Source organism: Pedobacter jeongneungensis (assembly GCF_000633455.1).
Lineage (GTDB): Bacteria > Bacteroidota > Bacteroidia > Sphingobacteriales > Sphingobacteriaceae > Pedobacter > Pedobacter jeongneungensis_A.
Genome location: NZ_AYMG01000045.1, coordinates 1 through 16,589, shown reverse-complemented (window position 1 = coordinate 16,589; position 16,589 = coordinate 1). Strand labels below are relative to the sequence as shown.

General features: G+C 40.6%; 14 protein-coding genes. 8 read left to right on the top strand and 6 right to left on the bottom strand.

Features of this window, described 5'->3' with window-relative positions; translation table 11 throughout:
* Window positions 1–121: 121 nt before the first annotated feature.
* The 3 genes from U859_RS0129925 to U859_RS0129915 form a co-directional block, all read right to left on the bottom strand.
* The gene (locus tag U859_RS0129925; protein WP_025146882.1) at window positions 122–436 is read right to left on the bottom strand and encodes a hypothetical protein; all 315 of its coding nucleotides are present in this window, start codon (window positions 434–436) and stop codon (window positions 122–124) included.
* A gap of 94 nt (window positions 437–530) precedes the next feature.
* A complete protein-coding gene (gene ctlX / locus U859_RS0129920) occupies window positions 531–1,445 on the bottom strand; it encodes a citrulline utilization hydrolase CtlX (protein WP_025146881.1) in 915 nt (304 codons plus the stop codon).
* Window positions 1,446–1,568: 123 nt separating this feature from the next.
* The gene (locus tag U859_RS0129915; RefSeq protein ID WP_025146880.1) at window positions 1,569–3,014 is read right to left on the bottom strand and encodes an arginine deiminase family protein; all 1,446 of its coding nucleotides are present in this window, start codon (window positions 3,012–3,014) and stop codon (window positions 1,569–1,571) included.
* Between the two features lie 588 nt (window positions 3,015–3,602).
* Here U859_RS0129915 and argS point away from each other — a divergent pair.
* The gene (gene argS / locus U859_RS0129910; protein ID WP_025146879.1) at window positions 3,603–5,375 is read left to right on the top strand and encodes an arginine--tRNA ligase; all 1,773 of its coding nucleotides are present in this window, start codon (window positions 3,603–3,605) and stop codon (window positions 5,373–5,375) included.
* A gap of 229 nt (window positions 5,376–5,604) precedes the next feature.
* Here the strand turns inward: argS and U859_RS0129905 are convergent, their stop codons facing one another.
* Complete coding sequence (locus tag U859_RS0129905; protein ID WP_025146878.1) at window positions 5,605–6,729, bottom strand: AI-2E family transporter; 1,125 nt, start codon at window positions 6,727–6,729, stop codon at window positions 5,605–5,607.
* Between the two features lie 696 nt (window positions 6,730–7,425).
* On the opposite strand from U859_RS0129905, the gene mnmE reads away from it, so the two are divergent.
* From mnmE to U859_RS0129865, 7 genes are all read left to right on the top strand, one after another.
* Entirely contained in the window at window positions 7,426–8,787 is a 1,362-nt protein-coding gene (gene mnmE / locus U859_RS0129900; protein ID WP_025146877.1) for a tRNA uridine-5-carboxymethylaminomethyl(34) synthesis GTPase MnmE, read from the top strand.
* A 245-nt stretch (window positions 8,788–9,032) separates the two neighbouring features.
* A complete protein-coding gene (locus U859_RS31445) occupies window positions 9,033–9,845 on the top strand; it encodes a helix-turn-helix domain-containing protein (RefSeq protein ID WP_025146875.1) in 813 nt (270 codons plus the stop codon).
* A gap of 45 nt (window positions 9,846–9,890) precedes the next feature.
* Window positions 9,891–10,094 carry a helix-turn-helix domain-containing protein gene (locus U859_RS0129885; RefSeq protein ID WP_025146874.1) on the top strand — a complete coding sequence of 68 codons (204 nt, stop codon included), beginning with the start codon at window positions 9,891–9,893 and terminating at the stop codon, window positions 10,092–10,094.
* 350 nt (window positions 10,095–10,444) lie between these two features.
* Window positions 10,445–11,665 carry a tyrosine-type recombinase/integrase gene (locus U859_RS0129880; protein ID WP_025146873.1) on the top strand — a complete coding sequence of 407 codons (1,221 nt, stop codon included), beginning with the start codon at window positions 10,445–10,447 and terminating at the stop codon, window positions 11,663–11,665.
* A gap of 148 nt (window positions 11,666–11,813) precedes the next feature.
* Window positions 11,814–12,146 (top strand): killer suppression protein HigA, encoded by a 333-nt coding sequence (locus U859_RS0129875; protein ID WP_025146872.1) that lies wholly within the window; start codon window positions 11,814–11,816, stop codon window positions 12,144–12,146.
* 17 nt (window positions 12,147–12,163) lie between these two features.
* The gene (locus U859_RS0129870; protein WP_025146871.1) at window positions 12,164–13,261 is read left to right on the top strand and encodes a HigA family addiction module antitoxin; all 1,098 of its coding nucleotides are present in this window, start codon (window positions 12,164–12,166) and stop codon (window positions 13,259–13,261) included.
* Window positions 13,262–13,281: 20 nt separating this feature from the next.
* A complete protein-coding gene (locus tag U859_RS0129865) occupies window positions 13,282–14,403 on the top strand; it encodes a beta family protein (protein WP_025146870.1) in 1,122 nt (373 codons plus the stop codon).
* On the opposite strand, the gene U859_RS0129860 is transcribed toward U859_RS0129865, so the two are convergent.
* Together U859_RS0129860 and U859_RS0129855 are read right to left on the bottom strand one after the other, a co-directional pair.
* Window positions 14,400–15,170: a sce7726 family protein gene (locus U859_RS0129860; protein ID WP_025146869.1), complete on the bottom strand. Its 771-nt coding sequence runs from the start codon at window positions 15,168–15,170 to the stop codon at window positions 14,400–14,402. The genes U859_RS0129865 and U859_RS0129860 overlap by 4 nt on opposite strands.
* A gap of 138 nt (window positions 15,171–15,308) precedes the next feature.
* Entirely contained in the window at window positions 15,309–15,653 is a 345-nt protein-coding gene (locus U859_RS0129855) for a helix-turn-helix domain-containing protein (protein WP_025146868.1), read from the bottom strand.
* Window positions 15,654–16,589 lie beyond the last annotated feature (936 nt).

The window sequence follows — 16,589 nt, the reverse complement described above, 5'->3', positions numbered from 1 at the left end:
AAAACTAATTTACCTGGCAAATGTATCTCCGCCAGCATAAATCTTTTCTGTGTTCTCCGTGTTTCAGTGGCAAAAACAAAAATGGTCAGTGGGGACACGAACCACGGCGAAGGAAATTTTGTTAGCCTATAATAATTGCTTCGTTTCTCTCAAGGTCAGTTTTAAATTTTTCAGCCCATTCTTTTAAACTCAAGGCTGTTTCCCCTTTCTCATCATCGTATACGATCCATGTATTTCCATCTGTCGAAAGTTTAATCAGTGTTTCAATATCACTTTCTGTAATGTAAGATTGTCCATATTTCCTGTGCCCATATGTTACAGCATGCCATAAAATATATTCAAGGTTCTGCATCCAGCCAGCGGCATAACAACGTTCTGAAATTTCACTCATAAAATCAGCAAGCCTCAATTCCTTTTCTGTTAAATCCGATTCCATTTAAATATAAAATTAGGATATTATTTTCCGTGTTCTCCGTGTTTCCGTGGCAAAAATAAAAATGGTTCGTGAAGACACGAACCATGGCGGGAAATTAATCTTTACCTGGTAAATGTATCTCCGCCAGCATGCACCTTGCACTGCCACCACCATTTTTTTCGATGGTATAAAGTGGTGCATAAATAATTCTGCTGTACTGTTCCAGTGATGTAATCTGCGCTGCATTTAATGATAAATAAGCCTGTTCAGACATCACCAATAAACTCTCACCCTCCATATTTGATACCTGCAGCATATTGCCCGCAAATTTGTTCATCTGCTCTAAACTGATCTCTATAATTTCTTTTCCGGATCCTTTTAAACTGATACTTACATTTAACTTTTCCTCAGGATCTTTAATGGAATCGAGGCAGATCACCGCAAAGCGGTCGCCGATGCACATCATTACATTGGTATGGTAGATCGGGAAGTTTGTAGCATCAACCGCCTGGAAAGCCACTGGCTCATATCCCGTAAGCATGCAGAAATTGTTCAGCACTTCCTCGTCGGTACGAACACTTAAACAGGCATAGGCAATTTTGTTGGTACGATCTAAGACCATGCTTCCTGTACCTTCTAAAAAAGCGTGTTGGTGCTCATAAAAGCTTAAATCGCTAATGTGGTTTACTTCGAATTTGTTTTTCAGTCCATCCAATATTTCCCTGCGGCGCTCTAACCTTCGGTTTTCTGAAAACATCGGGTACAGGTATACCGAGCCATCTTCGTGAAAGGAAACCCAGTTGTTCGGGAAGATAGAATCGGGCGTTTCAGGATCCAGTGTATCATCTATTACGGTTACATCTACATCATTTTTACGCAAAAGATCAACAAAAGCATCGAACTCTTTTAAGGCCTCTGTTTGTACATTGGTTTCGGTAGAGGCTATCTGAAACTTATTATTTCCAGCCGTTTGCTCGTTGAACTTAAAATCAACAGGGCGGATCATGAGGATATGGTTGGTAGTCTGCATAATGGTAAAAGGTAAAAGGCGTAAGGTTTAAGGTTGCATACCGCCTAAAAAAGTGTTCATTAAATATAAAGCATTTATATATAGGCAATTAAACCTTAAACCCTATACCTTACGCCTTAAACCTCAAATACTGTCTCTAAATATCGGCAAACTCATACAATGGAAACCACCACGTGCACGGGATAATTCTGCCGAAGGCATTAAAATCAGGGTATCGGTTATGGTTTCGGCGCTAACTTTACCAGTTTCTAAATCCTGTATTAAATCTTTCACATCTACCACGTCAAATCCGGCAGCTTTAAAAGCTTCAACGGTTTTATCGTTCCTGTCGTAACCTAAAACCACACCTTCTTTAATGGCTAAAAGGTTACAGGAATCTGTCCATTGCTCACGCGAATCGTAAGGGAACTGATTGTTTCCGCTGTAGATGATCTTTGTTGGTTCAGTGCTTTTTAAGTCGTTCTGACTAATATCGTTCAACAAAGCTTCTACATGTTCGAAATGTTTCGGCTCCTGTGGATTGGCTTTTGTAAACTGAATGGCCGTAGTTGCTTCGAGTTTTTCGGGCTCTTTTAAAAAGTTGATCGGCTCGTAAGGATTGTATTTTGGAGAATGTGCAATGGAATTCAAAATTACCCAGGTATTGCGTTTCACCTGCGTAAAAACAGTATCCAGGTGCATATAATCGCGTTTGCTTGGTATTTTTACCACCGTAACTTTTTCTACCACATCATGATCGAATAATAATTTAATCGCTTCGTTGGCGCCATGCTCTGAAGTTCTTTCGCTGCAGCCAATCAATACGTGGTTTGGACTTACCATCATCACGTCGCCACCTTCCAAAGTGGTACTGAAAGCAGGTTCGTCGCCGGGACGTAAGAAGTGCATGGTTACATCAGGGATTTCCAGAATGTTATTTCTGTAGCCTTCGAATAACGGATGGTTGAAGAAAATATAGCGCATTAAAAGCGTTTCGCGTACACGTGCTTTTTTTGCCGGTTTGTTTAATAAAATGTGGTTATTGATGGTTGTACCCACATCCCTGGTGAAAATTAAATTCGGGATCGGTGCAAAAATCATCGTATCGTTGGCCAATGTTCCGGAGATAAAAATCTCTGCCAATTGTTTCGGATCGGTATTGGTTAACTCTAACTGCACTTTATAAGTACAGCCTTCGATGGCGCAAACTGCTGCAACCAGTTTTTTCCGGATCGATTCATTTTCCAGCATTTCGCTTAACAAATTCTGGATCTCGATTACGGATTTAGAATTGTGGAAATCAGGGTGGTTGGGTTTATAGAAATTACGTTCAGACGCTTCTGAATCTATTTCGGCCAGTTTTCCTTTAATCTTATCAGGATCAAGAAAATACATCAGCAATTTAATATAGTAATCGTATTCGCCTTTGCGGATGGTGTCTAAATGTACAATATCTTCGAAAAGCCAATCCTGCGCTTTAGAAGGTACTACTTTGCCTAATCCACTATCAGGACTATGTATCAATAATTTACGCAACCTGCCGATTTCGGTGTTTACGCTCACTTTAAAGTTTTGATTCTGCTCGCTCATAAATAAGTTAGTTGTTACAAATCTATTAGAATTTTTGAGAGTCCGAAAGTCCGGGGCCCGAAAGTCAGAAGATATAGTTTGAAAGTAGAAGTCTGAAATTTTGAAGCCTAATCAGTTTTATGTTACAGGCATCCTGTCTTACGACCTCGGACTTCGGTCTCCGGACTTTTTTATTGCACAGAACTAAATATAATAAACCTTATTGTAGCGGCAGCTCCCGATTCCTTCAATCGGGACTACAGCGGAAAGAAGGACTATCGGCACCGATAAGCACTACAGCACCTTTCCAAACCTCTTAAAAATACTGAAAATTGAGGTTTTAAGTGAAATATTAAAATTTTTGAGCGTCCGAAAGTCTGGGGTCCGAAAGTCAGAAGATATAGTTTGAAAATAAGTGATGGAAAATTTAGAAGACCAATGAGATCTATTGTATAGGCATCCTGTCTTCCGACCCCGGACCTCCGACTCCGGACTTTTTTATTGCATAGCTTTCCTAACCCTTTAAAAACGGCGAAAATTAAAATTTTAGCTAAAAAATCTTCCAACCTCAGACTCCTGACTTCGGACTTTTTTCTCTATTTTTGGCACATGAATTTTATTATTGCCGCAACACAGAAAGCCATTCTTGAACTTTATAAAGAAGAAGTTGCTGAAAGTGTAATCAACATACAAGATACCCGTAAGGAATTTGAAGGACAGGCAACGATTGTTGTTTTTCCGATTACCAAAATTTCGAAGAAATCGCCAGAGCAGACTGCAAACGAAATTGGAGAATACCTGGTTACCAATGTAGCCGATGTAACCAAATTTAATGTGGTTAAAGGCTTTTTGAACTTAAGTATTGCCGAAAGTTATTTCCTTAAACAGTTTAACGAAGAAATTTTAAAACCCGATTTTGGTGTATATGCACCGAATGGTAAAAAGGTGATGGTAGAATATTCTTCGCCAAATACCAATAAACCGCTTCATTTGGGCCACGTACGTAATAATTTATTGGGTTATTCGGTTTCGGAGCTGTTAAAAGCTTATGGTTACGATGTGGTTAAGGTAAACCTGGTTAACGATCGTGGTATCCACATCTGTAAATCGATGCTGGCCTGGCAAAAATGGGGCAATGGCGAAACACCTGAAAGTACTGGTTTGAAAGGCGATCATTTGGTTGGAAAATACTATGTGATTTTTGATAAGGAATACAAAAAGGAAATAGACGCTTTAAAAGCAGAAGGACAAACGGAAGATGAAGCGAAGAAAAACGCGCCATTAATCAAAGAAGCACAGCAAATGCTTTTGAAATGGGAGCAGGGTGATAAGGAAGTGGTTTCGCTTTGGAAAACGATGAATGAGTGGGTTTACGCGGGTTTCAATGTGACTTATAAAAACCTGGGCGTAGATTTTGATAAATTCTATTACGAAAGCAATACCTATTTATTAGGAAAAGGTACGGTTGATGAAGGTCTGGCCAAAGGCGTTTTCTTTAAAAAGGAAGATGGTTCGGTATGGATTGATTTAACTGCTGATGGTTTAGATCTGAAACTGGTTTTACGTGCTGATGGAACTTCGGTTTACATTACGCAGGATTTGGGTACCGCAGAAATGAAACACGATGATTTCAATATGGATGAGTCGATTTATGTGGTTGGTAACGAGCAGGATTACCATTTTAAAGTTTTGTTCCTGATTTTAGAGAAACTGGGCAAAAGCTGGGCGAAAGGTTTATACCATTTATCATATGGAATGGTTGATTTACCGAACGGCAAAATGAAAAGTCGTGAGGGAACCGTTGTTGATGCAGATGAACTGATTGAAAGCATGGTAACAACCGCTCGTGAGAAAACGGAAGAATTGGGTAAAACCAACGATTTTAGCGAAGAAGATAAAGAAGAACTTTATAAAAATATCGGTTTAGGTGCATTAAAATATTTCCTTTTAAAGGTTGAACCGAAGAAACGTTTATTGTTCAATCCTGCCGAAAGTATCGATTTTCAGGGAAATACAGGACCGTTTATCCAGTACACGCATGCGAGGATTAAATCTTTATTAAGCAAATCTGATTATAAATTTAGCGTTGGGCGTTTGGAGTTTGGCGGAATTAGCGATGTAGAATTGGAAATGATTTTACAATTGGCTAAATACCCTGAAGAAATTGCGATTGCTGCTAAAGCTTATAGTCCGGCGAGTTTGGCCAATTATTTATACGAACTGGCAAAACTGTTCAATAAGTTTTACCATGAGGTACCGCCGATCGTAAAAACAGAGAAAGGTGAAGTAAAACAGTTCCGTTTAAACCTGAGCAAAAAAACAGCTGACATTATAAATGCAGGGATGTTGATTTTAGGGATTACTTCGCCGGAGAGGATGTAAGATGGAAGAGATGAGATGAGATGGATGACGGGGGGAACGTTTAGCGGATAGCGCTTGGAGTGGAATATACGTTATCTCGACTGTAGTGCAACGGAATGGAGAGATCTACAAAACTCTTTAGCAAAAAGATTCTTCACTGCGTTCAGAATGACAGTAAAAAATAAAAAAGCATCGCTGGTTTAATCCAGCGATGCTTTTTTATTTCTATTTAAAGACTATGGACTAAAGACTATTTCCCTTCAATCCCCGATTTCATAGCAACAGGTTTCTTTTTCCTGAAAGTAGGGAACATCATCGGGCTTTTGGCCGGACGCTCATCGCCCAATAGTACACCCCATTGTTTAAATGATTCGGTACGGTCGAAGATGATTTTGAGCACCGCCACAATAGGCAATGCGAGAAACATCCCGGAGACGCCTGCAATACTTCCGCCTATAAATACCCCCAGGATGGCGAACAAAGCATTTATTTTAACCTTAGAACCTACAATGCGCGGCATTAATATATTGTTATCCAGAAACTGAACAAAAGCAATTACGCCTAAAACGGTAATTACCGGCCATAATTCCTGTGAGGAGGTAAGGGTTAATAATACGCCGATTACATTACCGATTAAAGCCCCAACATAAGGGATCAGGTTTAAGATGGCGAAAATTACACCGATTAATAAAGCATGTTTAATACCGATTAACATCAATATTCCACCCAATAAAATGGTCATATAGGTAATCTGGATCAACAAACCAATGAGGTAACTTTTTATAATCGATTCGGTTTCGTAAATGGCTTCTTTCACCTTAGGATGGTCATCGGTTTTAAACCACATAAAAATGAAACGCAATAAAATGTCTTTATAAAAAAGCATCAAATAGATGTAAATTGGTAGCAGACCAATAAATACAAAAATACCACTTAAGGTTACTGCGGCACCTCCTGCAAGCGAAGTTCCCATATTCATCAGGTCATCACTTTTGTCTTTTATGAAAGCTTTTTGCTGTTTATCATCGTAATGGGTAATGCGGCTGATCCAATCACTTAAAGAATTAATGTGCTGTGTTACATTTGCTTTAATCTGTGGAAAATCTTTCACCAACATGCCAATTTGGTTAGAAAAGAACCATACTATCAGGGCCACAAACAGCGCAACCAGTAAGATCGGAAGAATAATGGCCAGGGTTTCAGGAAGTTTTTTTCTCTTTAAAAAGCGGTAAACAGGCAGCAGCATAATGCTGATGAAAAAGGCCATCAACATTGGCATAATAATGTCTCTACCGATCACCATCACCGCTACAATGGCCATAAGACCCAATAATTCAATAGATCGTTTAACGGTTAGGGGTAAATTGTTAGTCATAAAAAAAGTTTATCTGATTAGCATTTAAACACATTCGTTGTGAAAAAGTTTTAGTGCGATGTAAAACGGAACTGGTAGGATGGATGATGTTGGGTGTTTAGTGTATTGCGCTTTGTGTTAAGCGTCAAAAGTCCGAAGTCAGCGATCCAGAGTCCGAAGTAGATTAACAGATAAGCAGTTTTGAGTTGGGAGTTTGTGGTTTGGAGTCGATTAATTGATTTTCCCTCGGTGTGTCACCCTGAGGGATAATTATTTCATAAAATCAATATAAAGACAGATTTTTTTGGTAAAATGGCAGGCTGCGCGAGATCGTCATTCCCAACTCGATTGGGAATCGTAATGCAAACGCTTTAAGATTCCCGCCTGCGCGGGAATGACGGTCGCGCTAATGGATTCTGTCTATGGTAGCGGATTCGAAGGGCTTATAGATCAGTATTACAAATAGTTAATCACTGACCATTAAGAAGTTTAGAAAGTTAAGGTTTTAGTTGTTAGGAAAGCAATCCAACGGTTTATTATAAAAAAGGTCCGAAGTCGGTAGTCCGGAGTTAATGAATCGAATGTTACAAATTAACCACTAGGCTATCAACTATCAAACTATTGACCGATGAACGAATAACCCAACCCGAAAAAAATTACTTCCCTTACACGATATACCGACAGATTAGGCTTATTTTTGCAGCTTTAATACAACACATGAACAACGATCAAGATACCATTATTGCTTTATCTACTCCTTCAGGATCGGGCGCCATTGGCGTAATCCGTTTATCCGGTCCAGATGCTATTTCGCTTACTAATACTGTTTTTGCAGGAAAGGATTTAGAAAAGCAGGCTACCCATACGTTACATTTTGGTTTGGTTAAAGATGGCGATCATATTGTTGATGAAGTGGTTGCGGGTTTGTTTGTTGCGCCGAAATCGTATACCAAAGAAAACGTGGTAGAGATTTCCTGTCACGGGTCTAATTATATTATCCAGCAGATTATCAACCTGTTAATCAGCAAGGGGGCACGTGCGGCCAAACCCGGCGAATTTACCTTACGTGCCTTTTTAAATGGTGCGTTCGACTTAAGTCAGGCTGAAGCCGTGGCCGATTTAATTGCCTCAAATTCGAAAGCTTCGCACGATGTGGCCATGCAGCAGATGCGTGGCGGTTTTGCCAATGAATTAAAAGGCCTGCGTGAACAGTTGATTCATTTTGCCTCAATGATTGAACTTGAACTCGATTTCGCCGAAGAAGACGTAGAGTTTGCCAACCGAGAGCAATTGAAAAACCTGGTGAACAAAATCAATTACGTTTTACAACGGCTGATTTCTTCTTTCGAAATGGGAAATGTAATTAAAAATGGTGTGCCGATTGTAATTGCGGGTAAACCTAATGTGGGGAAATCTACTTTACTTAATGCTTTATTAAATGAAGAACGCGCCATCGTATCAGACATTGCAGGTACCACACGCGATACCATTGAAGATGAACTGACCATTGGCGGCATTGTTTTTCGTTTTATTGATACCGCCGGAATCCGCGATACAGCCGACATTATTGAAGCTTTAGGCGTAGAGCGTACTTTAGAGAAAATGAAACAGGCCAAACTGATTATTTATATGGCCGATGCTGCTCAAAGTATTTCTGAAATTGAAGAACAGGTGAGGGGCTTAGATCAACTGGCTATTCCTTATCTCATTCTGGTAAACAAAGCTGACCTGATTTCTGCTGATCAACGCAAAGCTTTTGAAGGTTTAAATGCTGTTTTTATATCTGCTAAAGAGAAACAGGGCATTGATGAACTAAAAACAACCTTGCTGGAACAGGTTAATCTACACCATATTAATACCAGTGAAACCTTAGTGACTAACATCCGCCATGTAGAAGCCCTTAAACAAACGGAACATGCGCTGCAAAGGGTATTGGCTAATGTAGATAATCCGGTTACTTCCGATTTTTTGGCCATGGATATTAAACAGGCCTTACATTACCTTGGGGAGATAACCGGGACAGTAACTACGGACGATTTGTTAGAGAATATTTTTACTAAGTTTTGTATCGGCAAGTAATCCTATGGATTTAGTCCACTATTGACTAATAACGACAATTAAATCGCTAATTATTAAATAATTAGCGATTTTTTTATTTCCGTTATTTCTGTAATTTGCCCCTGTTACCCATAGTTTTGTTGCGTTTCTGTAGCTTTTTTTGACAAGTGAAACTAGATAGTGCATTGTATGTTCGATGTCGAGTATTAACTGTACATCGAAGCACATGGAAGCACGATGAAGCACGAAAATGGGTGACTTAACTTATGAGCAGTAATCTGAAAATTTTAAGGAAATGTGAGCACTGTAACCAGACTTTCATCGCCAAAAAGACGGTGACGAGGTTCTGTGGCAAAGTATGTAATTCCAGATACTATAAATCCAAATCCAGAGCGGATAAGGTACAGGCTTCTGATCTTGAAACTGTATCCCGGGGCTTTAAATATCAGGTTTCACATTTGGAAAGGGAGGTGCTGTCGGTGGCTGAAGTTGCCGGGCTGCTTCGCTCGCACAGGGGAACGGTTTATGGAATGATCAATAGCGGAGCGCTGAAGGCCGCAAAGATACACACGCGCAAAACTGTGGTTTTACGTGAAGATTTTCTCTCTCTTTTTGACCAGCAGATGTGGCTGAAAACTGTAGCTAAAAAGGCGGCTGAAACACTAAAGAAGGATGATGAATCCGGAGTGAGTTATTATACGACCGCCCAGGTCATTGCTTTATTTGGAAAATCCAGGGAAGCGGTCTATACCATGCTGCAGCGGAGCGGGATAAAGAAGGTCAAAGTCGGTAAAGAGATTCTGATCCCAAAAGATGCGGTCGACAGGCTTTATAAACAGAAGTCGGCCCCAAGGGCAGATCCGCTGGATGGGGAACGCAGAGCCAATCAGCGGCTGGCTTCGAAGCCGATCAGAATATCCGACTGCTATTCAATAGAAGAATGCGTTCAGCTCCTGGGAAAGGAGCGGGGACTCTTGTACGCCATCTTTAAGAGGCGGAATGTGCCCAAATTGCGGGTGGGGCAATACGTATACTTTCTGAAACGGGCGGTAGACAAAATCCCGAAAGATGCGCGCTGAATGCATTGTAATGCCGGATAAATTTTAATCTTAACCAAATATTTTATGAACAGTAATCCCAAAGACCAGGTCTTTAATGTACTGCAGGCAGCTAAATATCTGAGTTGCTCTAAAAATGCTATCTACAAATTAATTAAGGAAGGCAAGCTAACCGTGATCAGGCCCTCACCAAAGAAAACAATCATTTTGAAAAGCTTTATCGATAAAATGTTCGAGGAGTGCCGCTACATTCCGGAAAACAGCCGTTAGCACGGAGCTGGAGAATTTTGGTAAATGGGAGAACTGTGCTTAATGAGCGGTGAATGAAAATCACCGCTAAAAAGCAGTATGGTAATAACGGTAAAATTTGAATAATTGTGGAAATAATGATTTGTTATTCAGTTACTTGTGTTTGTTTTTATGGTCGTTTTGCTTTGAAAATATATTTGCTTTTAGCATTTTTATGGCTCCACAAAATACCATTCCTTATGGGAAGCTGGCCAGCCATCTTCTACCCATTCCGTTGAATCAAATTTATCTTGATCAGTGGAAATATAAATGATTAAATAATATTTAAAGGCATTGAGAATATGCCTGTCTAACCAATTATAAAACTAAATATGTCCAACGTAAAACTTAGAGCGAAAGCGCTCAGGAACAATAGACAGACGCTTTTTTTGGATTACTATCCACCACTTTTAAATCCTGCAACGGGAAAGAGCACCCGTTTTGTCTGTCTGAAGTTATATCTTTTCACCAAACCCGAAGACGACTTTCAGCGCAAGCATAATAAACAGACATTGATTACGGCCAATACGGTGTGTGCCCAGCGGCAGATTGAGCTCCAGAACAGGCGCTTTGGGCTGGTATCGGAGCATGAAAGGGAAGCGAGCTTCATCGACGTGTACCGGCAGGTGGCCAGGCAAAGGAGGCAGGGTGTTCATGACCAGTGGGAAATGTCCCTGCGGTATTTTATTGCCTTTTGTGGGAGGGAGATTATACTGCCGGAACTGACCGATTATCTCTGTGAGGATTTTAAGAATTATTTGCTCAGTGGTCCGGGTATAGCGCGGTACGGCAGGCCGATCAAAAGAAATACGGCAGCGAGTTATTTTGCCAAATTCAGGGCAGTGCTGCGGGTGTTGTACAGAAAGCGTTTGATACCGATCGATCTGCACAGTATGGTGGATCCTATCCGTCCAAAGGAGACGCATAAAGAACGTTTGACGATGGAGGAGTTTAGGCTGCTGGCCAATACGGCTACGGATTCTGAACTGATGAAATGTGCGGCTATGTTTTCAGGATTAACGGGACTTCGCTGGTCGGATGTTTCGACCTTGAAATGGTTTAATATCAGGGGCAGGTTTGGGAGTTTTGAAATCCAGTTTTCGCAGGAGAAGACCGAAAGTGCAGAGGTGCTTCCGATTTCTGATCAGGCTTATAGTTACCTGGGCGATAGAGGGGCTGGAGGAGAGTTGCTTTTTCCGGGGCTTGTTTACAGCAGGCTGAAGTCTTTTTTTACCAAATGGCTTTCGGATGCGGGGATTGATAAGAACATCACTTTCCATAGTTTCCGGCATACCTTTGCGACGTTGCAGCTGGAGGTGGGGACGGATATTTATACGGTATCTAAAATGCTGGGGCACCGGGTGCTAAAGAATACCGAGGTGTATGCGAAGATCGTGGATAAGTCCAAACGGATCGCTGCGGATAAAAACCTGCTTCAGGTAGAAGAAAATGAGGTGGAAGAAAAGAACGGTGGAGAAGAAAATGGAATGCCCGGTGTTAGGAAAGGTGTTTTTATTCTCCATAAAAATGAAGAGAAGATCGTTGCCGGTTGAGAACTGGCAACCATTCTTTCAGCTGTTAAAACCGATCGGCAAGAACATCTGATCTATTAAATCCCTAATCATTTGGAGTTTATAAAAACTTATATATCTTTGTAAAATATTATTACCGAATTTAGGTAATAAAAATAAATTTAAACTAATGGAGATAGCCTATAGTTCGAATAAGATTAAAAAGCAATTAAGTTCACCTTCTGAGATCACGAAGGCATTCGGCGTTAGGGCCAAAAAAGTTCAGAGTAGATTGGATGATATTATTGCATCTCCAAATCTGGAGGTGCTCTGCCAGATCCCTGCCGCAAACTGTCATGCGTTATCGGGAAAACGCAGTGGGGAGTGGGCGCTGAATATCTCACCCAACCACCGGATGATATTTGAACTTGATCACGATCCAGTACCTAAGAAAGACAATGGTGAAATCAATAAAATTGAAGTCACTGATATAAGGATTATAGAGACGACAGATTACCATTAATCCACAACTACAGAAACATGAACACCAACAGTAGAATAGAAAGAGAATTATTGACAAAACCGGGCGATACGATATTGGAAACAATTGAGTATTTAAAGATGAGCCAGGCGGAGTTAGCGGAGAGGATTGGTAAGACCCCGGCCAAAGTAAATGATCTTATTTCCGGTAAAGCCCCCATTACGGTCAATACGGCCATGCAATTGGAAAAAGTTCTTGGAATAGATATGCAGTTCTGGTTGAATAGAGAGATGCATTACAGGGAAAAGCTGGCTAGGATTGAACAGGAAGAATTTTTGGAGCAGTGTCTGGGCTGGCTCAGAGAACAGCCCATAAGGGAACTCCAGAAGTTCGGATATATCAAATCAGAAAAGATCGGTACTAAAATGGCAGAGGAGTGTCTACAGTTTTACGGCGTAGCATCTCCTATCCAGTGGGAAAAGGTGTACCTCGAGGATTATGTGCATGCGGATTTCCGCAAAAGTGACAGGCATTCCTCGTTGCTCAGTAGTATGGCGGCATGGCTGAGGATAGGAGAGTTAAGATTAAGAAATGTGGCTCTTCCTGAATTTAGTAAGGATACATTTAAATTGAAGTTGAAAGAAATCAGAAATCTGATTGCCCATCAGCCTGAGGATTTTCCCTATTTGTTGAAGACATTATGTGAATCTGCCGGTGTTGCACTGATATACTCTCATAGTTTACCAAAGGCTCCCATAAGCGGGGCAGCGAGATGGGTTGGCGGAACACCGCTTATCCAGATCACTGACCGTTATAAAACCAATGATCATTTTTGGTTTACTTTTTTTCACGAGGCCGGGCATATCCTGCTGCATGGAAAAAAAGATGTGTTTATTGAAGATTTTGAAGGGGTTGACAATAATCTGGAAAAGGAAAAAGAGGCCAATGATTTTGCGCGGGACTGGCTGTTGCCGGATAGTTTCATTGATGAAATGGATGATATATATGATGAAAGGACTATTCGCAGGATTGCCAAAACCTACTCTATTCATCCTGCTATTGTCCTGGGAAGACTTCAGAACCTACAAAAGGTTCCCCATCATTTTGGGGCTAATCTCAAGATAAGAATTAACCTCGATTATTTTATTGAATACTAGTTAACCAATTCTGAGCGCTCATGAAAACTCCAGTGTATATTCCAATTCTGAGATTAAGACAGGAAGAAAAAAAAGTTTTGACCTCCTTTGATTTCGGGGAAGATATCTATCCTTATGTTGAAATCTTTAAAGAATTTGAACGTCTTCCGCCCAAACCGAAACCCGGTGCTAAGGCTAAGAAAGCCCGGGAACCTAAACGGTTTCCTGATGTCTACCTGCCGACACTTCGCTCGATCAACAGCGACAAGGTATTTGTAGATCTGCCTGTTCACCTTAAACTGTCAACCAAAATGAAAAAGGAGGTTATTGAATTTCTCCGCGGTGTCATTGGAAATAGGCAGGTAAGGACCGATTATTTATTGAGTCTTTCTCCACTGAGTGATAAGATCATTCCCGTGATCAGTACTTATGCCCAGAGAACCGGAGAACCCAATTCCATCAGGATACAGGAAGCTGATCTGAGATCTACCTTCGGTATTTTGGCTTTTAGGACCTCGGAACTTACGTTTTTCAATGATATCAGTCAGATTGCGGCGATTGCGCAAAAAGATGATTATCTGTTTGTTGATCTTGAGGATTATAACCCGATGGTACAGGAGGAGTTAGAGATGATTGAGGATATGCTTGATCACCTTAAAACATTTGATAAATGCAATGTTGTGCTCATCAGAAGCGCTATCCAGAATACCATCAAGAACTTTGAACTTGATCATGGGGCCTGTTTATCCATTGTCGATAACTCGCTGATGAATGTCTTTGAAAATTTTGCTGCCGGCAGTTTTGCCGATTATGCTGGAATCAAAAAAGATCCTGTAACGGACGGTGGAGGCATCAGTCCGGGTTTTATTTTCTATGACGCGGTGGAAAATAGGTTTTATGGCTTCAAAGGCTCTGAGGCTAGGGAATTGGAAGATTTTGAATATATCATTGTGCCGGATGTCATCGGCTCTGATGCTGCATCAAGGATGCAGTCCTCCAGGTTGGATTACCTGGGTGCTGAAAACAAAGGTTGGCAGATAATCGAAAATATTGAGCGTGGCAGGGAAAGCGGAAAGAGCCAGGCGAAATTCAAAAGGATTTCGATGGAACATTATCTGCATTGCATCAAGATGAAAATCCTTTCAGGTTATTTTCTGCCTTAACTGTAGATATAATCGGGCTTGATGGTTTTGTTGAAGAAAAACTGAAGATCAATTGGTAAAATATCGTCGGCATTTTCAACTATAAAATTCCATCTGATCCTGTATCTGTCCTTCAGTGCCAATTTGAAAAGATCGTTGATTGCTGCCGGTTCAAATCTCTCAAGAATGTCAGAGGTATCGGTCGAACCATAATATTTGCCTAGTTCTCTTTTTGATAATAATTCAAGTTGGGTTCGGGCATGCAGGTTCCTGTTAAAAACAGGTTTTCTGATAATTTGATGCTCTTTTCTGTCTACCGTGATAATTCCAACACTGTTGGGTATAATATTGATGCAACGGTTAAGGTGCCTTTCATGGATCACGATATTGTTGAACTCGAATGCTGTGATATAATCATCCGACTGCTTGGCCAGTTTATCCAGATTGTCCAGGTTGGATTTGATCTCAAAACTAGTGGTGTGTCCATTGATCGTTAGAAAATCAACTCTGCTGTTTTTAACCTTTATCTCGTAGGCAGCTACTAATTTTTCATGCTGAAATGCTTTAAACAAGCGGTACTTCAGCACTTGTTCACCTTCATAGCTATCAATAATCAGATCATTGATTTTTTTATGCAGATCTACTTTACAAAAATTGTCCAGGTTTTTAGCAGGATAGATGCTACTTAGCAGTTCTTTTAATTTTGGGGTATAGTCAAGGGGGGTATAGCTTTTGACTATTTCCTTTATCAATTTCGAATTTACAAGTATGTCTTTTGCGGCGTTCATAGGATCAGACCGGAAAATTAGCTAAAAAGATCAGTTGTTAAAAATAATGTTGTAAATATTACCTGGGTTTGAATCCTGGCGAGGTTTTGTGAAGTTCACGGAGCATTGTTTCTATTTTTGTTTTCAGTTCTTTTTTGTTCAGTAAAGCATTCGGCTGGTTTCTACTACCGTGCCTTGTTTAATTTCGTTAATGAGTTCAGCTGCGGTTTTTCTCCTGGAGTTATCTACCCAACTGCGCAATTCCTGTTTGCTGAAGTAGAGGCGTTTGCCGGGCTTCCGCACGGGTATCTCGAGCCGGCTGACCTTGGCATAAATTGATTGTACGGAGACTTTCAGGTAATCGGCGGCCTGCTGAATGTTGAAGAGTTCATCTTTATCCTCATCGCTGGGATTAAGCTGTTCAACTATTGATTCGATGCGTTCAATTTTTTCGAAGATTTGGCGGATGACTTCCGGTAGTTTTTCAAAGCCGAATGGTTCCATATGGTCAGGATTGATTGTTCTACAAGTTTGGACATAGTTTTTTTATCCTTGCCCAATGTTGGGCAGGTTGGATGGCGGGTTGGCTCTTAAAAAAAGCGGTTTACTCATCCTTATTTTTTCATTGATTTCAGATATTTAATTTTAAAGCTATCGATAATTTCCTGTTTGGGGACTTTCTCCTTTGTCGGTTTTACTTTTTCTTTTACAAAAATGTTTTTTACAAATCCGGTTGATTCTTTGATCTCATTGGTATTGGTTTCTATCTTTTTAGGGTTTCGAAAATATTCAGGTACAGGCCCTGCTGGGTTAAAACAGCAAGTTTATCATGGACCTGATTAAGTTCATTTTTAAAGGCAAGGAGTTCTTGGATTGGAAAGGAAGCGGCTAAAGTAGCTTTTCTTCTTAAGCTTGGTGAATTATGTTTTGCTCGATCAGTTTGTGTATTTCGGTGAAAGTGACCCCTCTGTTTCGGGCCAAACTGGCCACCAATTTGATTATCGGATGATGCACATCTCAGTTCCTTTCCCTCTGAACAAATATACACTTCGGATCTAAATCCATTTTCCTCAGGGCTTTTCGGTTTAATCCATCTTACTGCCGGATTTATCCTCAATTCAGACCTTTCTAGCGATCAAAATCCATTCGCAGGTACTGGAACGCGTAAAAAAAGGCCATACCCCCCCTTCAAAACAGCGAAGTGACCGTAGTCCATCCCGAATAGTAGATATGCTCCCAGGATCCTTTATTTTGTGCAGAAATTGAAAAATTATTCCCGAAAGCCAGTTGCGAAAAAAGCTGATCAAAAAATCGGAACGGCCAGTTTGCCCCGAAACAGGTGGTCACTTTAAAGCGAAATGGGGTGACAGTTTAAATGCGGAACGGCTGGCCATTTTTGCCGAAATGCCCAATATAATTTGTCCCATCCTGAATTTACTT

Coding starts and splice junctions, on each gene's coding strand:
- U859_RS0129925 (WP_025146882.1), bottom strand. CDS start 436: ATGGAATCGGATTTAACAGAAAAGGAATTGAGGCTTGCTGATTTTATG.
- ctlX (WP_025146881.1), bottom strand. CDS start 1,445: ATGCAGACTACCAACCATATCCTCATGATCCGCCCTGTTGATTTTAAG.
- U859_RS0129915 (WP_025146880.1), bottom strand. CDS start 3,014: ATGAGCGAGCAGAATCAAAACTTTAAAGTGAGCGTAAACACCGAAATC.
- argS (WP_025146879.1), top strand. CDS start 3,603: ATGAATTTTATTATTGCCGCAACACAGAAAGCCATTCTTGAACTTTAT.
- U859_RS0129905 (WP_025146878.1), bottom strand. CDS start 6,729: ATGACTAACAATTTACCCCTAACCGTTAAACGATCTATTGAATTATTG.
- mnmE (WP_025146877.1), top strand. CDS start 7,426: ATGAACAACGATCAAGATACCATTATTGCTTTATCTACTCCTTCAGGA.
- U859_RS31445 (WP_025146875.1), top strand. CDS start 9,033: ATGAGCAGTAATCTGAAAATTTTAAGGAAATGTGAGCACTGTAACCAG.
- U859_RS0129885 (WP_025146874.1), top strand. CDS start 9,891: ATGAACAGTAATCCCAAAGACCAGGTCTTTAATGTACTGCAGGCAGCT.
- U859_RS0129880 (WP_025146873.1), top strand. CDS start 10,445: ATGTCCAACGTAAAACTTAGAGCGAAAGCGCTCAGGAACAATAGACAG.
- U859_RS0129875 (WP_025146872.1), top strand. CDS start 11,814: ATGGAGATAGCCTATAGTTCGAATAAGATTAAAAAGCAATTAAGTTCA.
- U859_RS0129870 (WP_025146871.1), top strand. CDS start 12,164: ATGAACACCAACAGTAGAATAGAAAGAGAATTATTGACAAAACCGGGC.
- U859_RS0129865 (WP_025146870.1), top strand. CDS start 13,282: ATGAAAACTCCAGTGTATATTCCAATTCTGAGATTAAGACAGGAAGAA.
- U859_RS0129860 (WP_025146869.1), bottom strand. CDS start 15,170: ATGAACGCCGCAAAAGACATACTTGTAAATTCGAAATTGATAAAGGAA.
- U859_RS0129855 (WP_025146868.1), bottom strand. CDS start 15,653: ATGGAACCATTCGGCTTTGAAAAACTACCGGAAGTCATCCGCCAAATC.